Source organism: Serratia sp. PL7 (assembly GCF_945957435.1).
Genome location: NZ_CAMFLB010000001.1, coordinates 954,277 through 977,816, shown reverse-complemented (window position 1 = coordinate 977,816; position 23,540 = coordinate 954,277). Strand labels below are relative to the sequence as shown.

Annotated in this window: 20 protein-coding genes, 1 pseudogene and 1 other annotated feature; of the genes and pseudogenes, 10 read left to right on the top strand and 11 right to left on the bottom strand. The window is 58.7% G+C overall.

Annotated features, from left to right (window positions below):
• Window positions 1-88: 88 nt before the first annotated feature.
• The 4 genes from N6G83_RS04650 to topA all read right to left on the bottom strand — a co-directional run bounded on the left by N6G83_RS04650 (window position 89) and on the right by topA (window position 7,077).
• Window positions 89-484, bottom strand: coding sequence for a hypothetical protein (locus N6G83_RS04650; protein ID WP_043142513.1), 396 nt, complete (start codon window positions 482-484; stop codon window positions 89-91).
• A gap of 17 nt (window positions 485-501) precedes the next feature.
• Window positions 502-2,811: a type VI secretion system Vgr family protein gene (locus N6G83_RS04645; protein WP_260514788.1), complete on the bottom strand. Its 2,310-nt coding sequence runs from the start codon at window positions 2,809-2,811 to the stop codon at window positions 502-504.
• A gap of 333 nt (window positions 2,812-3,144) precedes the next feature.
• Window positions 3,145-4,119, bottom strand: a complete 975-nt coding sequence (cysB, locus tag N6G83_RS04640; RefSeq protein ID WP_004930690.1) for an HTH-type transcriptional regulator CysB — start codon at window positions 4,117-4,119, stop codon at window positions 3,145-3,147.
• A gap of 360 nt (window positions 4,120-4,479) precedes the next feature.
• Entirely contained in the window at window positions 4,480-7,077 is a 2,598-nt protein-coding gene (gene topA, locus N6G83_RS04635) for a type I DNA topoisomerase (RefSeq protein ID WP_004930691.1), read from the bottom strand.
• Between the two features lie 427 nt (window positions 7,078-7,504).
• Here topA and N6G83_RS04630 point away from each other — a divergent pair, with 427 nt between their 5' ends.
• Window positions 7,505-7,756, top strand: a complete 252-nt coding sequence (locus tag N6G83_RS04630; protein WP_025303039.1) for a YciN family protein — start codon at window positions 7,505-7,507, stop codon at window positions 7,754-7,756.
• Window positions 7,757-7,807: 51 nt separating this feature from the next.
• Here the strand turns inward: N6G83_RS04630 and sohB are convergent, their stop codons facing one another.
• Window positions 7,808-8,854 (bottom strand): protease SohB, encoded by a 1,047-nt coding sequence (sohB, locus tag N6G83_RS04625; RefSeq protein ID WP_004930703.1) that lies wholly within the window; start codon window positions 8,852-8,854, stop codon window positions 7,808-7,810.
• Window positions 8,855-9,213: 359 nt separating this feature from the next.
• Here sohB and N6G83_RS04620 point away from each other — a divergent pair, with 359 nt between their 5' ends.
• Together N6G83_RS04620 and cobO are read left to right on the top strand one after the other, a co-directional pair.
• Window positions 9,214-9,975: a YciK family oxidoreductase gene (locus tag N6G83_RS04620; protein WP_260514787.1), complete on the top strand. Its 762-nt coding sequence runs from the start codon at window positions 9,214-9,216 to the stop codon at window positions 9,973-9,975.
• A gap of 13 nt (window positions 9,976-9,988) precedes the next feature.
• A complete protein-coding gene (gene cobO / locus N6G83_RS04615; RefSeq protein WP_025303041.1) occupies window positions 9,989-10,579 on the top strand; it encodes a cob(I)yrinic acid a,c-diamide adenosyltransferase in 591 nt (196 codons plus the stop codon).
• A gap of 38 nt (window positions 10,580-10,617) precedes the next feature.
• Here the strand turns inward: cobO and rluB are convergent, their stop codons facing one another.
• The 5 genes from rluB to rnm form a co-directional block, all read right to left on the bottom strand.
• Window positions 10,618-11,523 (bottom strand): 23S rRNA pseudouridine(2605) synthase RluB, encoded by a 906-nt coding sequence (gene rluB, locus N6G83_RS04610; protein WP_025303042.1) that lies wholly within the window; start codon window positions 11,521-11,523, stop codon window positions 10,618-10,620.
• Window positions 11,524-11,685: 162 nt separating this feature from the next.
• Window positions 11,686-12,483: an alpha/beta fold hydrolase gene (locus N6G83_RS04605; RefSeq protein WP_260514785.1), complete on the bottom strand. Its 798-nt coding sequence runs from the start codon at window positions 12,481-12,483 to the stop codon at window positions 11,686-11,688.
• A 149-nt stretch (window positions 12,484-12,632) separates the two neighbouring features.
• On the bottom strand, window positions 12,633-12,992 hold the full coding sequence (locus tag N6G83_RS04600) for a Rap1a/Tai family immunity protein (protein ID WP_025303044.1): 360 nt from the start codon (window positions 12,990-12,992) through the stop codon (window positions 12,633-12,635).
• Window positions 12,993-13,107: 115 nt separating this feature from the next.
• Complete coding sequence (locus tag N6G83_RS04595; protein ID WP_025303045.1) at window positions 13,108-13,728, bottom strand: L-threonylcarbamoyladenylate synthase; 621 nt, start codon at window positions 13,726-13,728, stop codon at window positions 13,108-13,110.
• 47 nt (window positions 13,729-13,775) lie between these two features.
• Window positions 13,776-14,657, bottom strand: coding sequence for an RNase RNM (gene rnm, locus N6G83_RS04590; RefSeq protein WP_260514780.1), 882 nt, complete (start codon window positions 14,655-14,657; stop codon window positions 13,776-13,778).
• 252 nt (window positions 14,658-14,909) lie between these two features.
• Window positions 14,910-15,013: a sequence feature (Trp leader region), on the top strand.
• A gap of 24 nt (window positions 15,014-15,037) precedes the next feature.
• Between rnm and N6G83_RS04585 the strand changes: the two genes are divergently transcribed.
• The 6 genes and pseudogenes from N6G83_RS04585 (at window position 15,038) to N6G83_RS04560 (ending at window position 22,131) form a co-directional block, all read left to right on the top strand.
• Window positions 15,038-16,600 carry an anthranilate synthase component 1 gene (locus N6G83_RS04585; protein ID WP_260514779.1) on the top strand — a complete coding sequence of 521 codons (1,563 nt, stop codon included), beginning with the start codon at window positions 15,038-15,040 and terminating at the stop codon, window positions 16,598-16,600.
• Window positions 16,600-18,196, top strand: a pseudogene (gene trpD / locus N6G83_RS04580) (bifunctional anthranilate synthase glutamate amidotransferase component TrpG/anthranilate phosphoribosyltransferase TrpD). Before N6G83_RS04585 ends, trpD begins: the two are co-directional and overlap by 1 nt.
• Before the next feature lie 3 nt (window positions 18,197-18,199).
• Complete coding sequence (trpCF, locus tag N6G83_RS04575; protein WP_260515563.1) at window positions 18,200-19,561, top strand: bifunctional indole-3-glycerol-phosphate synthase TrpC/phosphoribosylanthranilate isomerase TrpF; 1,362 nt, start codon at window positions 18,200-18,202, stop codon at window positions 19,559-19,561.
• A gap of 41 nt (window positions 19,562-19,602) precedes the next feature.
• The gene (gene trpB / locus N6G83_RS04570; RefSeq protein ID WP_025303051.1) at window positions 19,603-20,793 is read left to right on the top strand and encodes a tryptophan synthase subunit beta; all 1,191 of its coding nucleotides are present in this window, start codon (window positions 19,603-19,605) and stop codon (window positions 20,791-20,793) included.
• A complete protein-coding gene (trpA, locus tag N6G83_RS04565) occupies window positions 20,793-21,599 on the top strand; it encodes a tryptophan synthase subunit alpha (RefSeq protein WP_025303052.1) in 807 nt (268 codons plus the stop codon). Before trpB ends, trpA begins: the two co-directional genes overlap by 1 nt.
• A gap of 217 nt (window positions 21,600-21,816) precedes the next feature.
• Window positions 21,817-22,131, top strand: a complete 315-nt coding sequence (locus N6G83_RS04560; protein ID WP_025303053.1) for a BON domain-containing protein — start codon at window positions 21,817-21,819, stop codon at window positions 22,129-22,131.
• A 44-nt stretch (window positions 22,132-22,175) separates the two neighbouring features.
• Here N6G83_RS04560 and ompW read toward each other — a convergent pair whose 3' ends face one another.
• Window positions 22,176-22,808: an outer membrane protein OmpW gene (gene ompW / locus N6G83_RS04555; RefSeq protein ID WP_016927514.1), complete on the bottom strand. Its 633-nt coding sequence runs from the start codon at window positions 22,806-22,808 to the stop codon at window positions 22,176-22,178.
• A 286-nt stretch (window positions 22,809-23,094) separates the two neighbouring features.
• Between ompW and N6G83_RS04550 the strand changes: the two genes are divergently transcribed.
• On the top strand, window positions 23,095-23,535 hold the full coding sequence (locus N6G83_RS04550) for a YkgJ family cysteine cluster protein (RefSeq protein ID WP_025303054.1): 441 nt from the start codon (window positions 23,095-23,097) through the stop codon (window positions 23,533-23,535).
• Window positions 23,536-23,540: the final 5 nt, after the last annotated feature.

The following is a 23,540-nucleotide window of genomic DNA, read 5'->3' as shown; positions in this document are numbered from 1 at the left end:
GAAAGGAAGTGCGAGCCCAGCCAAGGGGTTAGGCAATACGCCAACAAAAACGCCGCAACGATGCGGCGCTTTGGCAGGGAAAGGTTAGCTACAACAGCTCAGCGGGGAAATCCATCTCCACAACCGCCAGCTGATTCTTACGCCCCTTCTTTACCTTGATGTCCATCCCTTTGCGCAGTAGATGCATCTGGCCTGGTTGAACCAGGGCCTTGGCAGTGTGGAGTCGGGTGTCGCCCGGGAGATAAAAATCAACGTCAAAGAAAAAGTCATTGCCATATCGAGTGTTGGTTTGCCGACAGGATTCGAGGTGTGAGGCGATAATTTCACCTTGCCAGCTGTCCTTGTTGAGATAGTTTTTAACTGCAGACATCTCGGTCGAGTTACCGCCGTTGTTTTTAAAAATACAGTAAAAGAAAATGCCCATCACGACAGGGGTGGCGATCCCCGCATACAGGAAGTACTTCGACATATCAGCCAGAGACATAAGCGTGCTGCTCCATTTTATGTAATTATAAACAATGAGTTATTCGTTACATTCAGCGTTCTGTTGCTGATATTGGTCACCTCGACATTCACCACCACCCCGTTCGTTTCCGTTTTGAACGCCGTCTTTGAAAACTCTTTCAGCTTATAAGAATTGGATAGCCCCGTCAGGCCGTTGGACACGCCAACGATGCTGCTGGCTATCGCCGATGCCGATACGCTATTACCGGTAATGCTTTCACTGAAGGCAGTCACGGTCAGGCTGTGCAGCTTGGGATTGAACACGGACTCCGGCGCTTCGATGCTGATCTTTTCGCCGCTGACAATTTTGATCTGATGCGGGCTGTAAATCGTAATGGTTCCCGCGTTGACGTTTTGCGTCCAGTCGCCGCTATTGATATTGGTGGTAACGCCGTCTTTGATCGTTTCGTTGACGCCGCCCTTGATCTCGCTGGTAACGCCCCCCGTGATGTTCTCTTTATGGCCGCCAGCGCCGATCGTAACGTCCCGCCCTTTATCCAGGGTCTCAGTCAGTTTGCCGGAGACATGGTGGCTTTCATTCCCGTCGATATCGCTGGTACGGTCGCCTTTGATCGTTACCTTGTCACCGCCGTCCTTAATGTCGAACGTCCGCCCTGCCTTGATCTCCGTAGCGACACCGCCATTAAAATAGCCGGTTTCTTTTTTATCCACCGTGGTGGTGCGCTGGCTCTTGTAATGGAAGGTGGCATTGCCCGTCACTTCGTCTTGCTGTTGCTTGAGGATAGTTGTCGTCCGGTTACCGTCAATATTGACCTGCTGGTCATTTTCCACCGAAACCTTCATATCCTTTTCGGAGTGCAGTTCCACGGCCTCGCTGCCCACCTTATCTTCGAAAAACAGATAGCTGGCGTTATCCCGGCTTCCGTCCTTACTGCGAGTCATAAAGCCCATTTGCGTAGCCGCCGCCGGCAACACCCACGGCGGCATGCTCGCTTCATTGTAGACGCGCCCGGTGACAATCGGCCGATCCGGATCGCCATTGATAAAGTCCACCACCACTTCATCGCCGACGCGCGGTATCTGTACCGAACCGAACCCTTGCCCCGCCCAGGCACTCGAGACCCTCACCCAGCACGAACTGGTATCATCCCCTTTGGCGCGGCGATCCCAGTGAAACTTCACTTTTATCCGGCCGTATTTGTCCGTCCAGATATTCTCGCCGACGGGCCCCACCACCTTGGCCGTTTGCGGGCCATAGGTGCGCGGCCACGGCGTCACCGTCAGCGGACGAAAGACGGTAGCAGCCGGGATAACCGTAAAGTCGATGCGATGAATCGTCTCTCCTTCTTCGCCGCTGGCGTAGCGGTTCTCGGAGAACGTATAATCGGCGGCCGTCGTCAGGTATTCGCCGTTATCGCTGAAAAACGGGGCGTTGATCAGGGTAAAGGTATAGCCCGGCGCGATTCCGATCGCCGTTGCTGTGCCATGTACCTGCTGATGTTCCACCTGCCAGCGTTCCTGGCGCACGCGTGCGTAGAATTCTCCATCGGCGTGCTCGACATAGCGGCCCGGCCAATCGTAGACGTCGATGCTGCCCGGCATCGGCGAGGCCGGGTTTTGGCGAGCCTGGAACAGCCAGGCGTTCGGTTTGCGAAAGTCATAGTCGTCCAAACCGTAAATGCCCGGCGTTACGCTGTCTTCCGGTGCCCATTGGCCGATGCCCTGCTCGAGGGTGCTGCCGCCAGACGGAGTCTGATGGTAAGGAATCGTCTCGTAGCCGCTAAACGGCTGATACTGCCCTGCCGCATCCGTCAGCACCAGCGTGTGGCGGCCCGCCTCATGGCGAAAATGGTAAACAATACCCTCCAGCTCCATGAGGCGGCTGATAAAATCGAGACTGCTCTCCTGATACTGAACACAGTAATCCCACACCCGATAGCGACCGGTGAGTTTATCCTCTACGTTAACCTGATATTCGCTGAGCAAAGCATGCACCGTTTGCGGCACCGTCTGGCCCTGGAAGATGCGCAGATTGCGATCCCGCTTCATCGGCCATAGATCCGATTCCACCGTCAGCGTATACACAGCATAACGCGTGCCACTTAATTCGACGGCACTGACGGCAACGCGGGTCACTTTGCCATTGATATGGCGATCCGCTGACAGCAGTCCCGTCGGTAGATTCACCGTGACCGGTTGCCCCAACAGCTCGCTGCGATTAATGCGGGCATCCCGGCCCAGCAAGGTCAGCGTAAGCGCAAACGGCTCGGACAAGGCCTCACGGCCCGCCAGCTTCCAAAAAAGCAGGCCCTCAACGGGCAATTGAACAGAGATACGGCTGGTCATGAGATAAGCGGCTCCGCTGGCAATTGGTTAGCATTACTTTAACTTCCGAGAGAAAAAAAACTCTTTGCCAGAACAAAAACACTTTGTTTTCAGATGATTCCTAACAAGGAAGACATAAGCTGTCTTAAGCCAGAATGGGCATTATTCAGAAACTTAGTGGAAATGACAGAGGGAGTCGGTCTGACGTTAAAGCGCCATAACGCGTTCCCCCAACCAAGATTGGATTAGCGCAGCTTGCGAATGGGGTGTGTTATGGCGCAGGGTTTTACGCATAAAAAACCCGGAGAGGCGCAGGCCTGTCCGGGTGTTGTTTGATGTCGTCAACGCTGGCGGCTATTTAATCGGCAGCTTGATGTCCTTGAACATCGCTTCAATCTCTTCGTTGGAACGCAACGCCACCGCGCTGTCGACCACGTCGCGCGTCAGGTGCGGCGCGAAGCGCTGAATAAAGTCGTACATGTAGCTGCGCAGGAAGGTGCTGCGGCGGAAGCCGATCTTGGTGGTGCTGTAGGTGAAGATATCGCGCGCATCCACCGTCACCAGATCCGGATCCTGCACTGGATCCACCGCCATGCTGGCGATCACCCCCACCCCCAGTCCCAGACGCACATAGGTTTTGATCACGTCGGCGTCGGTGGCGGTAAAGACGATGCGCGGCGTCAGGCCGGCGCGGTTGAAGGCGGTGTCCAGCTCCGAGCGGCCGGTAAAGCCGAAGGTGTAAGTGACGATCGGGTAAGCCGCCAGTTCTTCAATGCTGATGCTGCTTTTGCCCGCCAAAGGATGATCGGGCTTCACCACCACCGCACGGTTCCAGTGGTAGCACGGCAGCATGATGAGATCGTCGTACAGGTGCAGCGCTTCGGTGGCGATGGCGAAATCGGCGGTGCCCTTGGAGACCGCTTCGGCGATCTGCGTCGGCGACCCCTGGTGCATGTGCAGCGAGACGCGCGGGTAACGCTCGATAAAGCCCTTGATCACGTTGGGCAAGGCGTAGCGAGCCTGCGTATGCGTGGTGGCGACGTACAGCGAGCCTTTGTCCGGGTAAGTGTGTTCACCGGCAACGGCTTTGATGGCGTCCACTTTGGACAATACTTCACGCGCGATGCGAATGATTTCCTGGCCGGCGGGGGTGACCTGGGTCAGGTGCTTGCCGCTGCGGGCGAAAATCTGGATGCCCAGCTCATCTTCGAGCATGCGCACCTGTTTACTGATGCCGGGTTGCGAGGTATAGAGCCCTTCTGCCGTCGAGGAGACATTCAGGTTGTGGTTAACCACTTCCACAATGTAACGAAGCTGCTGCAATTTCATATCTTATACCATCCTAGGTTAAACACTGCGGCTTACCCGCAGCCAGGTATATCGGTGTCGCCCCGGTATGCTGAAACTCACAAGCCATAAACACCGTGTTCTACCCTGATGGTGAAGAAAGCGCCGTTGTTAATAAGCTTTAATAATAAAAAAACTTTTTATATAACCACTATACCACGTTGCAGCTTCAAGTATAGATCCGCGTCACACTATGATAACGATTATTTTGCATTGGTATCAACGTGAAACGACGGTAACGGAGGGATAAAAACAGCAAAGGATAGATCCGTTTGCCCCTTTTCACCAATAAAAAACCAGCCGCCAGGGCTGGTTTTTCATCTTGCAGGCAGGGCATCGGCCTTACTTCTTGCCTTCGACCCACTTGCCGTCCACGTAGAACGCAGACCAACCGGTCGCCTTGCCGTCTTTTTCAGAAGAGACGTACTGCTGTTTGGTTTTACGGCTGAAACGCACCAGCGTTTTATTGCCTTCGGCATCCGCCACCGGCGCATCGGCCAGATAGCGCAGCTTCTCCGGCAAGCGATCCTTGAAGCGAGCCAGCTCTTCCACCAGCGGCGCACGGGTTTCGCGCGATTTAGGGAAGGTATTGGCCGCCAGGAACACGCCGGCAGCGCCGTCACGCAGCACGAAATAGGCGTCGGACTTCTCGCACGGCAGCTCTGGCAACGGTACCGGATCTTCCTTCGGCGGCGCGACATCGCCGTTACGCAGGATCTTACGGGTGTTTTTGCAGTTCTCGTTGGTGCAGCCCATGTACTTGCCGAAGCGCCCCATTTTCAGGTGCATTTCCGAGCCGCATTTGTCGCACTCCACCACCGGGCCGTCATAGCCTTTCAGACGGAACTCGCCCTCTTCGATCTCATAACCGTCACACGCCGGGTTGTTACCGCAGACGTGCAGCTTACGCTGGTTGTCGATCAGATAGCTGTCCATCGCCGTACCGCATTTCTGGCAGCGGCGGCGTGCGCGCAGCGCGTTGGTTTCCGCGTCGTCGCCTTCGAGGATGTTGAGCACTTCCGCTTCAGGCACCAGGTTGATGGTGGTTTTGCAACGCTCCTTCGGCGGCAGCGCGTAGCCGGAACAGCCGAGGAACACACCGGTGCTGGCGGTACGGATGCCCATCTTGCGGCCGCAGGTCGGGCAGTCAATGCTGGTCATCACCATCTGGTTAGGCCGCATGCCACCTTCTTCCGGATCCTTCTCCGCCGTTTCCAGCTGCTCGCTGAAGTCGACGAAGAATTCGTCCAACACCGCTTTCCACTCGGCCTGGTTGTTGGCGACCTCATCAAGGCCGTCTTCCATACGCGCGGTGAAGTCATAGTTCATCAGCTCGCGGAAGTTCTCTTCCAGGCGATCGGTGACGATCTCGCCCATTTTCTCGGCATAGAAGCGGCGGCTTTCCACCCGCACATAACCGCGATCCTGAATGGTCGAAATGATGGAGGCGTAGGTGGACGGACGGCCGATACCGCGTTTTTCCAGCTCTTTCACCAGTGAGGCTTCGCTGTAGCGCGCCGGCGGCTTGGTAAAGTGCTGGCTTGGGATCAGTTTCTGCAGATCAAGTTCGCTGCCGATTTCGACGTATGGCAGAGTGCGATCTTCATCGCCCTTGCGCAGCGCCGGCATCACCTTGGTCCAGCCGTCAAAGCGCAGCGTACGGCCCTTGGCGCGCAGTTGATAATCGCCGGCTTTCACCGTCAGCGTGGTGGAATCGTATTGCGCCGGTGTCATCTGGCAGGCAACGAACTGGCGCCAGATCAGCTGATACAGCTTCTGCGCGTCCGCCTCCATGTCTTTCAACTGCTCGGCGAGCACGTTCACGTCCGAAGGACGGATCGCTTCGTGCGCTTCCTGCGAATTCTCTTTGCTGCTGTACTGATTCGGCGCCTTCGGCAGGTATTTGTCGCCGAAGTTGTCGCCGATGTAGCCACGCACCATGTTGAGCGCATCCTGGCTCAGGTTGGTGGAATCGGTACGCATATAGGTGATGTGGCCGGCTTCATACAGCCGTTGCGCCATCATCATGGTTTTCTTCACGCCGAAGCTCAGGCGGGTGCTGGCGGCCTGTTGCAGCGTGGAGGTAATGAAAGGCGCGCCCGGCTTGCTGCTGGTCGGTTTATCTTCGCGATCCAGCACCGTATAACGGGCTTTTTCCAGCAGCTTGACCGCGGCGTGAGTCTGCTCGCGGTTGACCGGCTTGAACGGTTTGTCGTGCGCGTGAGTCACTTCCATCTGCAGCGCGGTTTCACCCTTCGCCAGCAGATCGGCATGCAGCTCCCAATACTCTTCCGGCACGAACGCCTTGATGTCTCGTTCGCGCTCAACCACCAGACGCACCGCCACCGACTGCACGCGGCCGGCGGACAGGCCGCGGGCGATTTTCTTCCACAGCAGCGGCGAGACCATATAGCCCACCACGCGGTCCATAAACCGGCGTGCCTGCTGCGCGTTGACGCGGTCAATGTTCAGCTCGCCCGGCTGTTTGAACGCCTGTTGGATTGCGTTTTTGGTGATTTCGTTAAACACCACGCGGCTAAAGCGTTTGTCATCCCCACCGATCACTTCCCGCAGGTGCCAGGCGATGGCTTCCCCTTCGCGGTCAAGGTCGGTTGCGAGATAAATGTGGTCGGCGTTTTCCGCCAACGATTTTAACTCGGCGACCACTTTTTCTTTACCCGGCAGGATTTCATAATGCGCTTTCCAGCCGTGGTAAGGGTCGACGCCCATGCGATTTACCAGCGCCGCCTTCTCATCTTTTTTAACTTTTTTCTTGGCTTTGTCTTCGGTTGAGTCAGCGCTCTTTTTGCTGGCTGAGCCACTGGTCGGCAAATCACGGATATGACCGACGCTGGACTTCACCACGTAGTCACTTCCTAAATATTTATTAATAGTTTTGGCTTTTGCCGGGGACTCAACTATTACGAGAGCTTTACCCATATTTACCTTTACCTAATTTATTTCTTCTAAAAAGAAGTCTTTTATCTCGCCGTGCCGCGGCAATTCGTGTCTCTTTTTTTATATTGCGGCAGTCTGGCAAGAGATCAACAGATTTTTTTCTTTTGGTTGCCCAACTGCTCAACCTGAACGCAAGTTGTTGATCCTGCCTGCTATTCACCCATGCCCCAGAAGTATGGCTGTGTGAGTTTTATTCATGGCGTAAACAAAACCTTCCACCCGACGCCGCAAAATCCCACACTGTACCTGATAAAAAGCGTCACGCAACCTAATTAGCACGGAAAGGCAGATTTCGCCAACCGGCGGCCGCCCATGGCCATCCAGACGGCAAATAAACCTTAGTCGGTTTGCGGATAAAAGCGAACCGGCGTTAGAATATGCGCAGCGTTTTTTGTTTGGAGTCTAATAAATGCACAAGAATACTGCACCTATCGGCCGCGAGGCCCTACTGGCGGAAGCAAATAACATCATCCGCCAACACGAAGATTATCTGCACGGCATGCTCGCCACCGACGTTGAACAAAAAAGCGGCGTTTTAGTTTTTCGCGGCGAATACTTTTTGGATGCCGACGGATTGCCCACCGCCAAAACCACCGCGGTATTTAATATGTTTAAACATTTGGCCCATCTGCTTTCGGAAAAATACCACCTGGTCGATTGAGTAAAGAAAACGGGGGCACCTGGCCCCCGTTGATTCCTGCTCTCATCGCCGTTACAACAACGGCTTTTCCCCACGCTGCCACCAGCGCAACAGTAAACGATCGACGCTTTCCGCCGCGCTGCCGGTGAAGCGATCCATCAGGCGTTTGCGGCGCGTGTAGCGCACGGCGATCACTTCGTGGTTATCCAACTCGGCGATCAGCAAATCGTCGCTGGTGCCGATGGCGTCGATCAGCCCCTTTTCTTTGGCCTGAGAACCGAACCAGTGCTCACCGGTGGCGACGCTATCGATATCCAGCGACGGGCGCTGCTCATGCACGAAGCGCTTGAACAGTTCGTGGGTTTCGTTCAGATCTTCGCGAAACTTCTCGCGCCCTTGCTCGGTGTTTTCACCGAACAGCGTCAGCGTGCGTTTGAACTGCCCGGCGGTGTGCAGCTCCACGTCGATGTCATTCTTTTTCAGCAGGCGGTGGAAGTTCGGGATCTGCGCCACCACGCCGATGGAACCGATGATGGCGAACGGTGCCGCCACGATGCGATCCGCGACGCAGGCCATCATGTAGCCGCCGCTGGCCGCCACTTTATCCACCGCTACCGTCAGGCGAATGCCGCCCTTGCGCAGGCGCTCCAACTGCGAGGCCGCCAGGCCATAGCCATGCACCACCCCGCCAGGGCTTTCCAGGCGCAGCAGGACTTCATCCTGCGCCGACGCCACCGCCAGCACCGCCGAGATCTCTTCACGCAACGACGTCACCTCGTGCGCGTCCATGCTGCCCTTGAAATCCAGCACATACAGGCACGGCTTGGCCACTTCCACCGCGCCGGACTTGGCGCGCTGCTTCTTCAATTTGTCATCAGATTTGGTCTGCTTCTTGAACTGTTTCAGCCAGACCTTCTGCTCGGCGGCATCCATGCGCGCCAGGCGCATATCGCGCTGCATCTCGCGATACTGTTCGCCGAGGTCGGTCAGCTGCAACTCCCCTTTTTGGCGGCTCTTGCGTTGCCCCAGGCTGACCGCCAATATGGCCAACGCGGCGATGGCGAGCACCACCGTGGCGACCTTGGCCAGAAACAGGCCATAAACAGATATAAACTCCACAGATTCCGCCTTTATTTACAGGTTGTTAGTATACTTCTTTCCATTCTAGCCAACCGCAGCGGCTGCTGTCGCGGCTAAATGAAAATTCATTGCGCACGGAGCATCACTATGGGGACGATTTACGGTCGAACCAAGCCGCCGCTGCCGCGCTTTTGTTACAAAAGAATGCCATTTCAGCCTGCTACGCATTGAAAATGCCCGCGGATTAAGGCATATAACACCCATTATTCATCAATACGATGAGACGGATTCGCTGCGCGGCCCGCAGACGGTCGAGCCTTTGCTCCCGCCCCGGCCGCGCGTTTCACCCTTGCTCCCCGATATTCGCGGGAGAACAGCCACCCAGGCGAGGATGTATCGTGCATTACCAACCCAAACAAGACCTGCTCGAACAACGTATCATTTTAGTTACCGGCGCCGGTGACGGCATCGGCCGTGAAGCGGCGCTGACCTACGCGCGCTTCGGTGCCCAACTGGTGCTGCTGGGCCGTACCGAGAGCAAACTGCTGGCGGTACAACAAGAAATTGCGGCCCAGGGCGGCGCCCCGGCCTTGGTGGTGACGCTGGACTTGCTGCACGTCACTCAGGAGCAATGCCGGCAGATAGCCGACGATCTGGCTAGCCAGATCCCCCGCCTTGACGGCGTGCTGCACAACGCCGGCCTGCTCGGCGACATCGCGCCGATGGCCGAGCTGTCGATAACCATGTGGCAAGAGGTGATGCAGGTTAACGTCAACGCCACCTTTATGCTGACCCAGGCACTGTTGCCACTGCTGCTGAAATCCCACGCCGGTTCGCTGGTGTTCACCAGCTCCAGCGTCGGGCGTACCGGCCGCGCAGACTGGGGTGCCTATGCGGTGTCGAAGTTCGCCACCGAGGGCATGATGCAGGTATTGGCCGACGAGTACAAAACTCGCAATTTGCGGGTGAACTGCATCAATCCGGGTGGCACCCGCACCAAAATGCGCGCATCCGCCTTCCCACACGAAGACAAGAACAAACTGAAGACCCCCGCCGATATCATGCCGTTGTACCTGTATCTGATGGGCGAGGACAGCCGCCGCAAAACTGGCATGAGCTTCGACGCGCAGCCGAATCGTAAACCCGGCGCGGCCGAATAATAAGGAGCGTTTCATGGCGGAAGATCGTCATCAACAGCGCCAGCAGCGCCTGAAAGAACAGGTTGATGCGCGCATCGCCGCGGCGCAGGATACTCGCGGCCTGCTGCTGGTGTTTACCGGTAACGGCAAGGGTAAAACCACCGCCGCCTTCGGCACCGTCACCCGGGCGGTTGGCCACGGCATGCGCGCCGGGGTGATCCAGTTCATCAAGGGCGAATGGCCCAATGGCGAAAAGAATCTGCTACAGCAACACGGCGTTGAATTTCAGGTAATGGCCACCGGTTTCACCTGGGAGACGCAGAACAAGGCCGGCGACACCGCCGCCTGCCAGGCGGTGTGGCAGCACGGTAAACGCATGCTGGCCGACAGCAGCCTGGACCTGGTGCTGCTGGACGAAGTGACCTACATGCTGACCTACGGCTATCTGGAACTGGACGAGTTGAAGGAAGCGCTCCTACGGCGCCCGGTGCACCAAACGGTGATCCTGACCGGGCGCGGTTGCCATCGCGATCTATTGGAACTGGCTGATACGGTCACGGAGATGCGACCGGTGAAACACGCGTTCGACGCAGGCGTGAAGGCGCAACAAGGGATCGATTGGTAACAAAAAGTTCTGGCCCCGAACGGGGCCAGAATGAGGGATTAGCTGCGTTTGCTTGGCTTGCCCGGTTTACCCGGTTTGCTGCCAGGCGCGCTGCGGCGGCCGCTGCCGGCTACCTGCGAGTGGCGCTTGACCGCACGGCGGATCTGGTTAGCCTTCACGCGGCGGCGCTCACGCTCCACCGGCATTTTGCTGACCGTTTCCGGCTTCAGTTCCACCAGCTCGCGCAGGTAGTTGATCGCCGGCAGATCCAGTTCCGCCCAGCCGCCGCGCGGCAGGCCTTTCGGCAGATCGATGTCGCCGTAGCGCACGCGGATCAGGCGGCTCACCTGCACGCCCACCGCTTCCCACAGGCGACGCACTTCACGGTTGCGGCCTTCGGTCAGGGTCACGTTGTACCACTGGTTGAGGCCTTCACCGCCCTGGAAGCTGATAGTGCGGAAGGCGGCCGGGCCGTCTTCCAATTGCACGCCCTTGCTCAGCTGCTTCACTTTCGCATCGTCAACCTGGCCGAACACGCGTACCGCGTACTCACGTTCCACTTCACGGCTTGGATGCATCAGACGGTTGGCCAGTTCGCCATCGGTGGTGAACAGCAGCAGACCGGAGGTGTTGACGTCCAGTCGCCCTACCGCCACCCAGCGTGAACCGCGCAGCTTCGGCAAGCGATCGAACACCGTCGGGCGGCCTTCAGGATCGCTGCGGGTACACAGCTCGCCTTCCGGTTTGTAGTAAGCCAGCACCCGGCAAACCACCTCTTCGGATTCTTTGATCGACAGGACATGGCCATCCAGACGAATTTTCATCGCCGGGGTCACTTCAACGCGGTCGCCCAGCTTGGCGACCTTGCCGTCGACGCTGACGCGCCCGGCTTCAATCATGGTTTCGATTTCACGACGCGAGCCATGCCCGGCGCGCGCTAATACTTTCTGTAACTTTTCGCTCATTGAGCAACCTCTAATGTCGCCTTCACAGGCGTCGGGGGGATACCGTCGTGGCCAACAGCCACAACGGTCATAATACGTTTATCAGGATCGAACCGTGTATTATACAGGCTTTCTAAGGTGTTGAAACCCACTTTATCGGCGGTGCCCCCCTTCAGACGGCGTTCACGGCGCCAAAAAATCCTCCACAGCCCACAGCACCGAGTCAGGCCGTTCCAGAATGCCGAGGTGAGTGCGGGCCTCCCCGAGACGCACCACGGAGAAAAACGGCTGCTCGGCGGCAAAGGCCTGCTGTTGCCGCAGATAGTCGTCACGGCGATCCAACGAGTAGATGTGCCGGCACGGCGGCGGTGCGCTCATTCCCGCCAGGCGTTGCAGCGGTGAGCCGAATCGCCGATAGGCCTGTTCGATGGCCACGCCGGCGGCACGCCAGAGCCGGTAATCTTCCTGCGCCATCTCAACCTCCAGATGGCGTTTGACCCGATCGTGGCGGATGCCGCCCTGCCAGAAGTCGAACAAGGCGTCGCGCGCCGCCAGCCACTGCTGCGGCTCCTGCATGCGCCTCACCGCCGTAAAGAACGCCGGTTCCGGCTGCGTCATGATCCAGTCGAGAAACACCATGCCCTGCACCCTCTGCGGCAACGCTTCAGCCAACGCTACCGCCAGCCAGCTGGCGTGCGCCACCGACAGGGTGACCACGTTATCCAAACGCAGCGCCGTCAGCAGTTGGCGCACATCCTCCAGCAAATCGTCCGCCGTCAGCGACATCTCCGCGGCTTTCGACGACAGGCCATGGCCCCGCCAGTCGATGCTGATCACCCGATAACGTTCGGCCGCCAAAGCAATGAACGGCTCGAACACGGTTTTCGGTTCGCACCAGCCGGGCAACAGCACCAGCGTGAGCGGCCCTGAGCCGATATCCTGATAGTCGAGCATCATGTTGGCACTGTGAAATGCGGTCATATTACCTCCTGCGCGTCTCTCCCCGACCCGTTCGGGAAATACCGACGGGAATAAGGTGACAGCGCAGCAGGCATTGATCTATTGAAGTTCGTGCGGAATGCGCCCCGAGCGCATCTTATGAAAAAATGCGCACTAATTGGAACGGGAACTTAATGGCGCACGCAGGGATAGGCAGCGCTTAATGCCAGCATGATCACCGACGGAGCGGAATAATGCAGTTGCTCTGGGTGCTCGTTCAAATACTTCATCACCGCGTCGGCGGCGACGCCGATGCTCATCCCGGCAGCCGGACAGATATTGCGATTGCCCTGCATAGAATAGGTATCGAATACGCCGGCGACGTATCCCATAAACATGCCACCATTCAGCGCTTCGGCCACGGTGGCTTCACCGCTTTTATTTTTTACGTAACCGCCGGATTCCGCCAGCAAACCGCTGCCTGAATAAAAACCCGCATTTGCCATTGAGGAAAATAATAAGGCCGCTAAAAAAGAAACCTGTTTAATCATTGCTGCGCATCCTGCCCATTATCAATTCTGAAGTAATCAAGAATAGCGGCTTTCACGCGAAATAGCCTCGCTTCAGCCGATTTTCAGACAATGGGCAAGGTGGCAACCTTTTACATCAGCGGAAAGGCGCCGCGTCGCCCGCCCCTTCGCGCACCACTTCCGGCGTGGATTCGGTCAGATCGATAACCGTAGTCGGCTGTTGGCCGAGGAAGCCGCCGTGGATCACCAGATCGACCACCTTGCCCAAATGATCGCTGATCTCTTCCGGATCGGACTCAGCAAAATCATTGCCCGGCAGCATCAGGGTGGTGGACATCATCGGTTCGTTCAACGCCTCCAATAGCGCCAGCGCGATCGGGTTTGAGGGCACGCGCAGGCCGATAGTTTTACGCTTTTCATTCATCAGGCGGCGCGGCACTTCTTTGGTCGCCTTCAGAATGAACGTGTAGTGGCCCGGCGTATTGTTTTTGATCAGGCGGAAGGCCGTGTTATCGACGTGCGCATAGGTCGATAATTCGGACAGATCGCGGCACATCAGGGTAAAGTTGTGGTTGCCGTCCAGTTGACGGATGCGGCAAATGCGCTCCATCGCCGCCTTCTCTTCCAGCATGCAACCCAACGCATAGCCGGAATCGGTGGGATAAACGATCACTCCGCCCTTGCGTAGCACGTCGACCGCCTGGTTAATCAAACGCGGTTGCGGGTTGTCCGGATGAATATAAAAAAGCTGACTCATGACTTGCTCCTAAAATGATGCCCGCGCGCGTTGCCACGCGCGTAAAATCAGACCGCCTGGCCCGGTTGCGGCCAATCGCGCCACACTGGCTCGACACCGCCCGGCAGCCACAGCTTGCGCCCCAGTTCGATCCACGAACAAGGTTGATGGAAATCAGAGCCTTGCGAGGCCAACAGGTGGTAGTCATGCGCGTATTTCGCCAGCTGCGCGCGCTCATGCGGCGCCTGCTGACACTGCGCCACTTCCATGGCGTCGCCGCCGTGTTCGGCGAAATGCGCCAGTAAACGTTTCAACCACTTCGCGGTCAGATCGTAACGGCCGGGATGCGCCATCACCGCCTGACCGCCCGATTGATGAATCGCATCAATGGCTTGTTCTATTGTACACCACTGCGGCGGCACGTAGCCGGTTTTGCCCTTGGCCAAGTATTTCTTGAACACCTGCGCCATGTTGTTCGCCACGCCAAGCTCCACCAGGTAACGGGCGAAATGGCCGCGGGTGACCGCGCCGGCGCCCGCCAGCCGTTGCGCGCCGGCATAAGCGTCAGGGATCCGCGCTTTACCCAGGCGCACGCCAATCTCCTGCGCCCGCCAGTTGCGGCGTTCGGTTTGTTCCGCCAACAGTGCCACCAGCGCCGGATGCGTGACGTCCATGCCCAACCCAACGATATGAATTTCATGATTTTCCCACAGCGTCGAGATTTCCACCCCGTTGACCAACCGCAGCGGCAACGCCTGCTCCGCAATGGCCGCGGCGGCCTCGGCCAATCCGGCGGTGGTATCGTGATCGGTGATCGCCAGCACGCCTACACGCATCTCGACCGCCCGCAGTACCAGCTGCGTCGGCGTCAGATAACCGTCGGAGGCGGTCGTGTGGCTGTGGAGATCGTACAGAGTAAAAGCGGTGGATGGGGGGTTACTGTCTGTCAAAACGGCTATCCGGCAATGGCTTGGTTTTCTATCATACCCGCGATCGACGGCCGGACGGAAATCTATTCTGCCCTGGCCGCAGGCGCCAGGCGGATGATGAATAGAATTCACCCTGGCCGCTAAAACATTGTGCAAAAAGAGGGTTGACTTTGCCGCCACGAACCAGTTAACTAGTACACAAGTTCACGGCAACGGCCGTGTCAGATGAGTGTTAACAGAGAGAGTCGGCAAATGAACAACTATATTTCTCTTCACGGTTGGTGGCGTACCTCCCTCTTGCGGGCGGTGTAATCGCGCATAGCTGTCATCTGACAATGCAGATTTCCTGAGCCCGCACTTGATGCGGGCTTTTTTATGGACAGAATTCACTGGAACCACCGATGATGAACACCAAACCACAACTGACATTGCTGAAGGCGCAAGCCAGCTACCGGGGCGACCCCACCACCCTTTTCCACCAGCTGTGCGGCGCCCGTCCGGCCACCCTGCTGCTGGAATCGGCGGAAATCAACAGCAAACAGAATCTGCAGAGCCTGCTGGTGATCGACAGCGCGCTGCGCATTACCGCACTGGGCCACACCGTCAGCGTGCAGGCACTGACCGCCAACGGCGCGGCGCTGTTGCCGCTGCTGGACGAAGCGCTGCCGTCCGAGGTGCGCAATCAGGCGCGCCCCAACGGCCGCGAACTGACCTTCCCGGCGATCGACGCGGTGCAGGACGAAGACGCTCGCCTGCGCTCACTGTCGGTGTTCGACGCGCTGCGCACGCTGCTGACCCTGGTGGACTCACCGGCGGACGAGCGCGAAGCCGTGATGCTGGGCGGCCTGTTCGCCTACGATTTGGTCGCCGGTTTCGAAGACCTGCCGGCACTGCGCCAGGATCAGCGCTGCCCGGACTTCTGCTTCTATCTGGCTGAAACGCTGTTGGTGCTTTATCACCAACGCGGTACGGCCCGTCTGCAGGCCAGCGTCTTCAGTGAACAAGCGAGTGAAGCGCAGCGTTTGCAGCAACGTCTGGAACAACTTCAGGCCGAGTTGCAACAAACCCCGCAGCCGATCCCGCACCAAACGCTGGAAAACATGCAGCTGAGCTGTAACCAGAGCGACGAAGAGTACGGCGCGGTGGTCAGCGAGCTGCAGGAAGCGATCCGCCAGGGCGAGATTTTCCAGGTGGTGCCGTCGCGCCGCTTCACCCTGCCGTGCCCGGCGCCGCTGGCGGCCTACCAGACGTTGAAAGACAACAACCCCAGCCCGTACATGTTCTTCATGCAGGATGATGACTTCACCCTGTTCGGCGCTTCGCCGGAGAGCGCGCTGAAATACGACGCGGGCAATCGCCAGATCGAAATCTACCCGATCGCCGGCACCCGCCCGCGCGGACGCCGTGCCGATGGTTCGCTGGATCTGGATCTCGACAGCCGCATTGAGCTGGAAATGCGCACCGACCACAAAGAGCTGGCCGAGCACCTGATGCTGGTCGATCTGGCGCGCAACGATCTGGCACGCATCTGCCAGGCCGGCAGCCGCTACGTGGCCGACCTGACCAAGGTGGATCGCTATTCGTTCGTCATGCACCTGGTTTCCCGGGTGGTGGGCACCCTGCGCGCCGATCTCGACGTGCTGCACGCCTACCAGGCCTGCATGAACATGGGCACCCTCAGCGGCGCGCCGAAAGTGCGGGCGATGCAGCTGATCGCCGCCTCAGAAGGCACGCGCCGCGGCAGCTACGGCGGCGCGGTGGGCTACTTCACCGCCACCGGCGATCTGGATACCTGCATCGTCATTCGCTCTGCCTACGTTGAAGACGGCATCGCCACCGTGCAGGCCGGCGCCGGTGTGGTACTGGATTCCATCCCGCAGGCGGAAGCCGACGAAACCCGCAACAAAGCCCGTGCCGTGCTGCGTGCCATCGCCACTGCGCACCATGCCAAGGAGGTGTTCTGATGGCCGATATCCTGCTGCTCGACAACGTCGACTCCTTTACCTACAACCTGGTCGATCAGCTGCGCGCCAGCGGCCACCAGGTGGTGATTTACCGTAACCAGATCGCCGCCGAGGTGATCATCGAACGCCTGGAGCACATGACTCAGCCGGTGCTGATGCTGTCGCCCGGCCCCGGCACGCCGTCCGAAGCGGGCTGCATGCCGGAACTGCTGCAGCGCCTGCGCGGTCGGCTGCCGATTATCGGCATCTGCCTCGGCCACCAGGCGATCGTCGAAGCCTACGGCGGCCAGGTCGGCCAGGCGGGTGAGATCCTGCACGGCAAAGCCTCGGCGATCGCTCACGATGGCGAAGGCATGTTCGCCGGCATGGCCAACCCGCTGCCGGTGGCGCGCTACCACTCGCTGGTCGGCAGCAACATCCCGGCCGATCTCACCGTCAACGCCCATTTCGGCGAGATGGTGATGGCAGTGCGCGACGACCACCGCCGCGTGTGCGGCTTCCAGTTCCACCCGGAATCGATTCTGACCACCCATGGCGCGCGCCTGCTTGAGCAGACCCTCGCCTGGGCGCTGGCGAAGTAATATAAGGAACACGACGATGCAACCTATTCTTGAGAAACTGTACCGCGCCGAGTCGATGAGCCAGCAGGAAAGCCAACAGCTGTTCAGCGCTATCGTGCGCGGCGAACTGGAACCTAGCCAACTGGCGGCGGCGTTGATCAGCATGAAAGTCCGCGGCGAGCGCCCGGAAGAGATCGCCGGCGCCGCCAAAGCGCTGCTGGACGACGCTCAGCCGTTTCCGCGCCCTGACTACCCGTTCGCCGATATCGTCGGCACCGGCGGTGACGGCACCAACAGCATCAATATTTCCACCGCCAGCGCCTTTGTGGCGGCGGCGTGCGGCGCGAAAATCGCCAAACACGGCAACCGCAGCGTCTCCAGCCGTTCCGGCTCTTCGGATCTGCTGGCGGCGTTCGGCATCCGTCTGGATCTGCCGGCGGAAGAAGCGCGCAAGGCGCTGGACGACCTCGGCGTGTGCTTCCTGTTCGCGCCGCAGTACCACACCGGTTTTCGCCACGCCATGCCGGTGCGCCAGCAGCTGAAGACCCGCACGCTGTTCAACGTGCTGGGCCCGCTGATTAACCCGGCGCGTCCACCGCTGGCGCTGATCGGCGTATACAGCCCGGAACTGGTGCTGCCGATTGCCGAAACCCTGCGCGTGCTGGGTTATCAACGTGCGGCGGTGGTTCACGGCGGCGGCATGGACGAGGTGGCGATCCACGCCCCGACGCACGTAGCGGAATTGAACAACGGCGAAATCAGCAGCTACCAGCTCACGCCGCAGTCCTTCGGATTGGAAACCTATCCGCTGGAAGCCTTGCTGGGCGGCACGCCGGAAGAAAACCGTGACATTTTGGCGCGGCTGTTACAAGGTAAAGGCGAGCCGGCGCACGCCGCGGCGGTCGCGGCCAACGTCGCGTTGCTTCTGAAGTTATTCGGACATGAAGACCTGCGCCAAAATGCGCGGCAGGCACTGGATATGATCAACAGCGGGCAGGCCTATGAGCGTGTCATCGCACTGGCGGCAAGAGGATAAATGATGCAGGAAACCGTGCTACACAAGATTGTCCGCGACAAAGCGCAATGGATCGCGGCGCGACAACAGCAACAGCCCCTGGCCGGCTTTCAGAATGACATCGTACCGAGCGAACGCAGCTTCTACCACGCGCTGCAGGGCACCCGGACGACTTTCATTCTCGAATGCAAGAAGGCCTCGCCTTCCAAGGGACTGATTCGCGAGAGCTTTGATCCGGTGGAGATCGCCACGGTCTATAAAGATTTCGCCTCGGCGATCTCGGTGCTGACCGACGAGAAATACTTCCAGGGCAGCTTCGATTTCCTGCCGCTGGTCAGTAAGACCGTCAGCCAGCCGGTATTGTGCAAAGACTTTATCATCGACCCGTATCAGATTTACCTGGCGCGCTACTATCAGGCCGACGCCATTCTGCTGATGCTGTCGGTGTTGACCGACGAGCAGTACCGCCAGCTGGCCGCGGTGGCCCACAGCCTCAATATGGGCGTGCTGACCGAAGTGATCAGTGAAGAAGAGCTGCAGCGGGCGATCGCGCTGGAAGCGCGCGTGGTCGGCATCAATAATCGCGATCTGCGCGATCTGAGCATCGATCTGGACCGTACTCGTCAACTGGCGCCGCGCGTGCCGCATGGCGTGACGGTGATCAGCGAGTCGGGCATCAACAACTATGGGCAGATCCGCGAGCTGAGCCATTACGCCAACGGCTTCCTGATCGGTAGCGCGCTGATGTCTGAACCCGATCTGCGCGCCGCCGTGCGCCGCGTGATCCTGGGCGACAACAAAGTGTGCGGCCTGACCCGCCCACAGGACGCCGCCGCCGCGTATCAGGCGGGCGCCATCTACGGCGGGCTGATTTTCGTCGGCCGCTCCCCGCGCTACGTGGATATCACCCGCGCCCGCGAAGTGATTTCCGGCGCGCCGCTGAAGTACGTCGGCGTATTCTGCGACGCCCAGGTCGAGACCGTGGCGTTGACCGTTGAGCGCCTCGGTCTGCACGCGGTGCAATTACACGGCGCGGAAGACCAGGCTTATATCAGCGCCCTGCGCGCCCGTTTGCCGGCCGATTGCCGCATCTGGAAAGCGCTGAGCGTGAAAGATCGGGTGCCGGCGCGCGATTTGCAGTATGTCGATCGCTACCTGCTCGACAACGGTGCCGGTGGCACCGGCCAACGCTTCGACTGGTCGGTATTGCAAGACGAAGATCTGACTAACGTGATGCTGGCGGGCGGCCTGCGCGCCGACAACTGCGTCGAAGCGGCCAAGCTCGGCTGCGCCGGGCTGGACTTCAACTCCGGCGTGGAAAGCGAACCGGGCATCAAAGATCCCGCGCGCCTGGCCTCGGTCTTCCAGACCCTGCGCGCCTACTGAATACGGCTCAACATTAATAACGGATAATAACGGGAACTCTCATGACGCTGCTTAACCCCTACTTCGGCGAATTTGGTGGCCAGTATGTGCCGCAAATTCTGATGCCGGCCCTGAAACAACTGGAAGAAGCCTTTGTCAGCGCTCAGCGCGATCCGGCGTTTCAGGCGGAATTCATCGATCTGCTAAAGAACTACGCAGGCCGCCCGACGGCGCTGACGCTGTGCAAAAACCTCACCGCCGGCAGCAACACCAAGCTTTATCTGAAGCGTGAAGACCTGCTGCACGGCGGCGCACACAAGACCAACCAGGTGCTGGGCCAGGCGTTGCTGGCCAAGCGCATGGGCAAAACCGAGATCATCGCGGAAACCGGCGCAGGCCAACACGGCGTCGCGTCGGCGCTGGCCTGCGCGCTGCTCGGCCTGAAATGCCGCATCTATATGGGCGCCAAAGACGTCGAGCGCCAGTCGCCGAACGTGTTCCGCATGCGGCTGATGGGCGCGGAAGTGATCCCGGTGCACAGCGGCTCCGCCACCCTGAAAGACGCCTGCAACGAAGCGTTGCGCGACTGGTCCGGCAGCTATGAAACCGCGCACTATATGCTCGGCACCGCCGCCGGCCCGCACCCGTACCCCACCATCGTGCGTGAATTCCAGCGCATGATCGGCGAAGAAACCAAAGCGCAGGTGCTGGAGCGCGAAGGCCGCCTGCCGGATGCGGTCATCGCCTGCGTCGGCGGCGGCTCCAACGCCATCGGCATGTTCGCCGATTTTATCGATGACGCCGACGTTGGGCTTATCGGCGTGGAACCTGCCGGCCTGGGTATCGAAACCGGTCAGCACGGCGCGCCGCTCAAGCACGGCCACGTCGGCATCTACTTCGGCATGAAGGCGCCGATGATGCAGACCGACGAAGGCCAGATTGAAGAGTCCTATTCGATTTCCGCCGGGCTGGACTTCCCATCCGTCGGGCCGCAGCACGCCTACCTGAACAGCACTGGCCGCGCCGAATACGTGTCGATCACCGACGACGAAGCGCTGGAAGCGTTCAAGGCGCTGTCGCGCCATGAAGGCATTATCCCGGCGCTGGAATCCTCACACGCCCTGGCGCACGCGCTGAGAATGATCCGTGAAACGCCGCAGAAAGAGCAAATCTTGGTGGTCAACCTGTCCGGCCGCGGCGACAAAGACATATTTACCGTTCACGACATTTTGAAAGCTCGGGGAGAAATCTGATGGAACGTTATCAGCAACTGTTCACGCGTCTGGAAAGCAGCAAGGAAGGCGCCTTCGTCCCGTTCGTGACGTTAGGCGATCCCAATCCGACGCTATCGCTGCAGATTATCGACACCCTGATCGAAGCCGGTGCGGACGCGCTGGAGTTGGGCATCCCCTTCTCCGATCCGCTGGCGGATGGCCCCACTATCCAGAGCGCGACGCTGCGCGCTTTCGCCGCCGGCGTCACGCCGACCCAGTGCTTCGAGATGCTGGCGGCCATCCGCCAGAAGCACCCGACCATTCCCATTGGGCTGCTGATGTACGCCAATCTGGTGTTCCATAAAGGCATCGATGCGTTTTACCAACGCTGCGCCGAAGTGGGCGTGGATTCGGTGCTGGTCGCCGACGTGCCGTTTGAAGAGTCTGCGCCGTTCCGCGCCGCGGCCATTCGCCACGGTATCGCACCGATCTTCATCTGCCCGCCGAACGCCGATGACGATCTGCTGCGTGAAATCGCGTCGCACGGCCGCGGCTACACCTACCTGCTGTCGCGCGCCGGCGTCACCGGCACCGAAAGCCGAGCGCAGCTGCCGTTGCATCACCTGGTGAACAAGCTGCGCGAGTATCACGCCGCGCCGCCGCTGCAGGGCTTCGGCATCTCCGAACCCGAGCAGGTGAAGGCGGCGCTGCAGGCCGGGGCCGCCGGCGCGATCTCCGGCTCGGCAATCGTCAAAATCATCGAACAGCACCATGCCAACCCGGCGGAGATGCTGACTAAGCTGGCGGCCTTTGTCAGCAATATGAAGCGCGCCACCCGGGCGTGATCCTCTTTAGCGAGCGCCCTGCCGGCGCTCGCTTTAACAGCTTGTTTCCCCTCAAAGTTTGTTCCATTTATTTACAGCAAAAATTTGAACAAAACCCAGTCTTGTCTCACAATGAACTTTGTTCGCTATGCATTTCTTCGTTTGATTTGGGGAATGCGCTCGCTGCGGCGAAAAACCGTAGCGAATTTCAACCATAACATTGCATGGAGAGTAATTTATGAAGCTGTTTAAAACCCTTTCGGCCTTGTGCATGGCAGCCGTTGTGGCGGTCGCGGTGAGCGCTTGCGCGCCGACGGCAAAATCAGAGGGAACAGGCGGTTATATCGATGACACCGTGGTCACCACCAAAGTGAAATCGGCGTTGCTGGCGGATAAAAACATCAAGTCACGCGAGATTAGCGTGGAAACCTTTAAAGGGCGCGTACAGCTGAGCGGCTTCGTGACGTCCAGCGATGACGCCAACCGTGCGGTGCAGGTCACACGCGGCGTAGCCGGCGTGAAATCTGTTGAAAACGTGATGCAGATTAAATAATACCGACACAGGGAGGCGCAACGCCTCCCTGCTTGAAGCCTTCATCAGAAGCGGTAACCCGCCCCGAACATGAACACCCACGGATCCAGACGCGTATCGAAGCTATGGTGCCCACCATTCGCATCGTTGAAGCGAGTTTTGGTTTCGATGTTCATCCACCACACCGACATGTTCAGCATCCAGTGCTCATCCAGGTTGTAATCCAGGCCGGCCTGCGCCGCCACGCCCCAGGAATCTTTCAGATCGAGGTCGCTCAACCCGGCGCTTTTGCCGTAGTCGTTGAACTTCTCGTCGAAGAAGGTGGTGTAGTTAACGCCGACGCCCAGGTAAGGACGCAGTTTGTCCTGCTTGTCGCCGAAGTAGTATTGCGCCATCAGCGTAGGCGGCAGTTGGTGAACGGTCGCCAGATCGGTACCGCCCAGCGTCACCTTGTGGCGGAATGGCGTTGCGGCCAACAACTCAACGCCGATGTTGTCCGTCACCATGTAACCGAAGGTCAGACCGAGCTGGGTGTTGTTTTTCGCATCCAGCGAGCCCAACCCCAGTACGTTGTCTGAACCTGCATTTGGACGCACGGTCGCGGTTCCCGCGCGGAACAGGAAATCACCGGCCTGATGCGCACTTGCCAACATAGGCGCCATCATCGTCGCCAATACCATCAGAGTTGTCTTTTTCATTATCCATTCCATTTGTGTGGTTAATCGCTCGAGGGGGAATATACCTACTTTCGGGTATTTGTGATCCCATCGAGATCACATCTTATGTGTAAAAATTTAAAATCCCACTAAAAACAAGGTTACCTAACCGTCTAATAAATCAAGGATTGATCTGCATCAAAAAAACGATTTTGTTGCAAATTATCTACATGTTCAAATTTCAGTTGCGGAGAAAAATGCGGCTGAGGTAATTTCATTTTCCGTGTTGGTTTTGGTTGGTGCCGTGAGGAGTCGGCGGGCAATCAAGATGAGCGAAATCCTTAATCCCTGTGTCAGCTGCGGCGCATGCTGCGGTTATTTTCGAGTGTCATTCTATTGGGCCGAAGCCGAAGACGGCGGCGGCACCGTCCCCCTTTCCCTGACGGAGCCTTTGAGCCCGTTCCTGCGCTGCATGCAGGGGACCAACAGCAAGTCCCCCCGCTGCACCGCGCTGGACGGCGAGATCGGCAAAGCCGTGTCCTGCTCGATCTACCTCAATCGACCCAGCCCGTGCAGAGAGTTCGATCAGTCCGGTGAAAACGGCCTGCGTAACGAAGCCTGCGATCGCGCCCGGGAACGCTACGGCCTGCCCCCCTTGCCGGTGCCCTTGCCGCTATCGCTGCCTGAGACGACGATCGTTGAAGAAATAGGCGTAGTGCAATTCGCGGGGTGCCACAGCGGCGTGGAACAGGGTACAATCACCCACTGATTTAT

Coding starts and splice junctions, on each gene's coding strand:
- N6G83_RS04650 (WP_043142513.1), bottom strand. CDS start 484: ATGTCTCTGGCTGATATGTCGAAGTACTTCCTGTATGCGGGGATCGCC.
- N6G83_RS04645 (WP_260514788.1), bottom strand. CDS start 2,811: ATGACCAGCCGTATCTCTGTTCAATTGCCCGTTGAGGGCCTGCTTTTT.
- cysB (WP_004930690.1), bottom strand. CDS start 4,119: ATGAAATTGCAGCAGCTTCGTTACATTGTGGAAGTGGTTAACCACAAC.
- topA (WP_004930691.1), bottom strand. CDS start 7,077: ATGGGTAAAGCTCTCGTAATAGTTGAGTCCCCGGCAAAAGCCAAAACT.
- N6G83_RS04630 (WP_025303039.1), top strand. CDS start 7,505: ATGCACAAGAATACTGCACCTATCGGCCGCGAGGCCCTACTGGCGGAA.
- cobO (WP_025303041.1), top strand. CDS start 9,989: ATGGCGGAAGATCGTCATCAACAGCGCCAGCAGCGCCTGAAAGAACAG.
- rluB (WP_025303042.1), bottom strand. CDS start 11,523: ATGAGCGAAAAGTTACAGAAAGTATTAGCGCGCGCCGGGCATGGCTCG.
- N6G83_RS04605 (WP_260514785.1), bottom strand. CDS start 12,483: ATGACCGCATTTCACAGTGCCAACATGATGCTCGACTATCAGGATATC.
- N6G83_RS04600 (WP_025303044.1), bottom strand. CDS start 12,992: ATGATTAAACAGGTTTCTTTTTTAGCGGCCTTATTATTTTCCTCAATG.
- N6G83_RS04595 (WP_025303045.1), bottom strand. CDS start 13,728: ATGAGTCAGCTTTTTTATATTCATCCGGACAACCCGCAACCGCGTTTG.
- N6G83_RS04585 (WP_260514779.1), top strand. CDS start 15,038: ATGATGAACACCAAACCACAACTGACATTGCTGAAGGCGCAAGCCAGC.
- trpCF (WP_260515563.1), top strand. CDS start 18,200: ATGCAGGAAACCGTGCTACACAAGATTGTCCGCGACAAAGCGCAATGG.
- trpB (WP_025303051.1), top strand. CDS start 19,603: ATGACGCTGCTTAACCCCTACTTCGGCGAATTTGGTGGCCAGTATGTG.
- trpA (WP_025303052.1), top strand. CDS start 20,793: ATGGAACGTTATCAGCAACTGTTCACGCGTCTGGAAAGCAGCAAGGAA.
- N6G83_RS04560 (WP_025303053.1), top strand. CDS start 21,817: ATGAAGCTGTTTAAAACCCTTTCGGCCTTGTGCATGGCAGCCGTTGTG.
- ompW (WP_016927514.1), bottom strand. CDS start 22,808: ATGAAAAAGACAACTCTGATGGTATTGGCGACGATGATGGCGCCTATG.
- N6G83_RS04550 (WP_025303054.1), top strand. CDS start 23,095: ATGAGCGAAATCCTTAATCCCTGTGTCAGCTGCGGCGCATGCTGCGGT.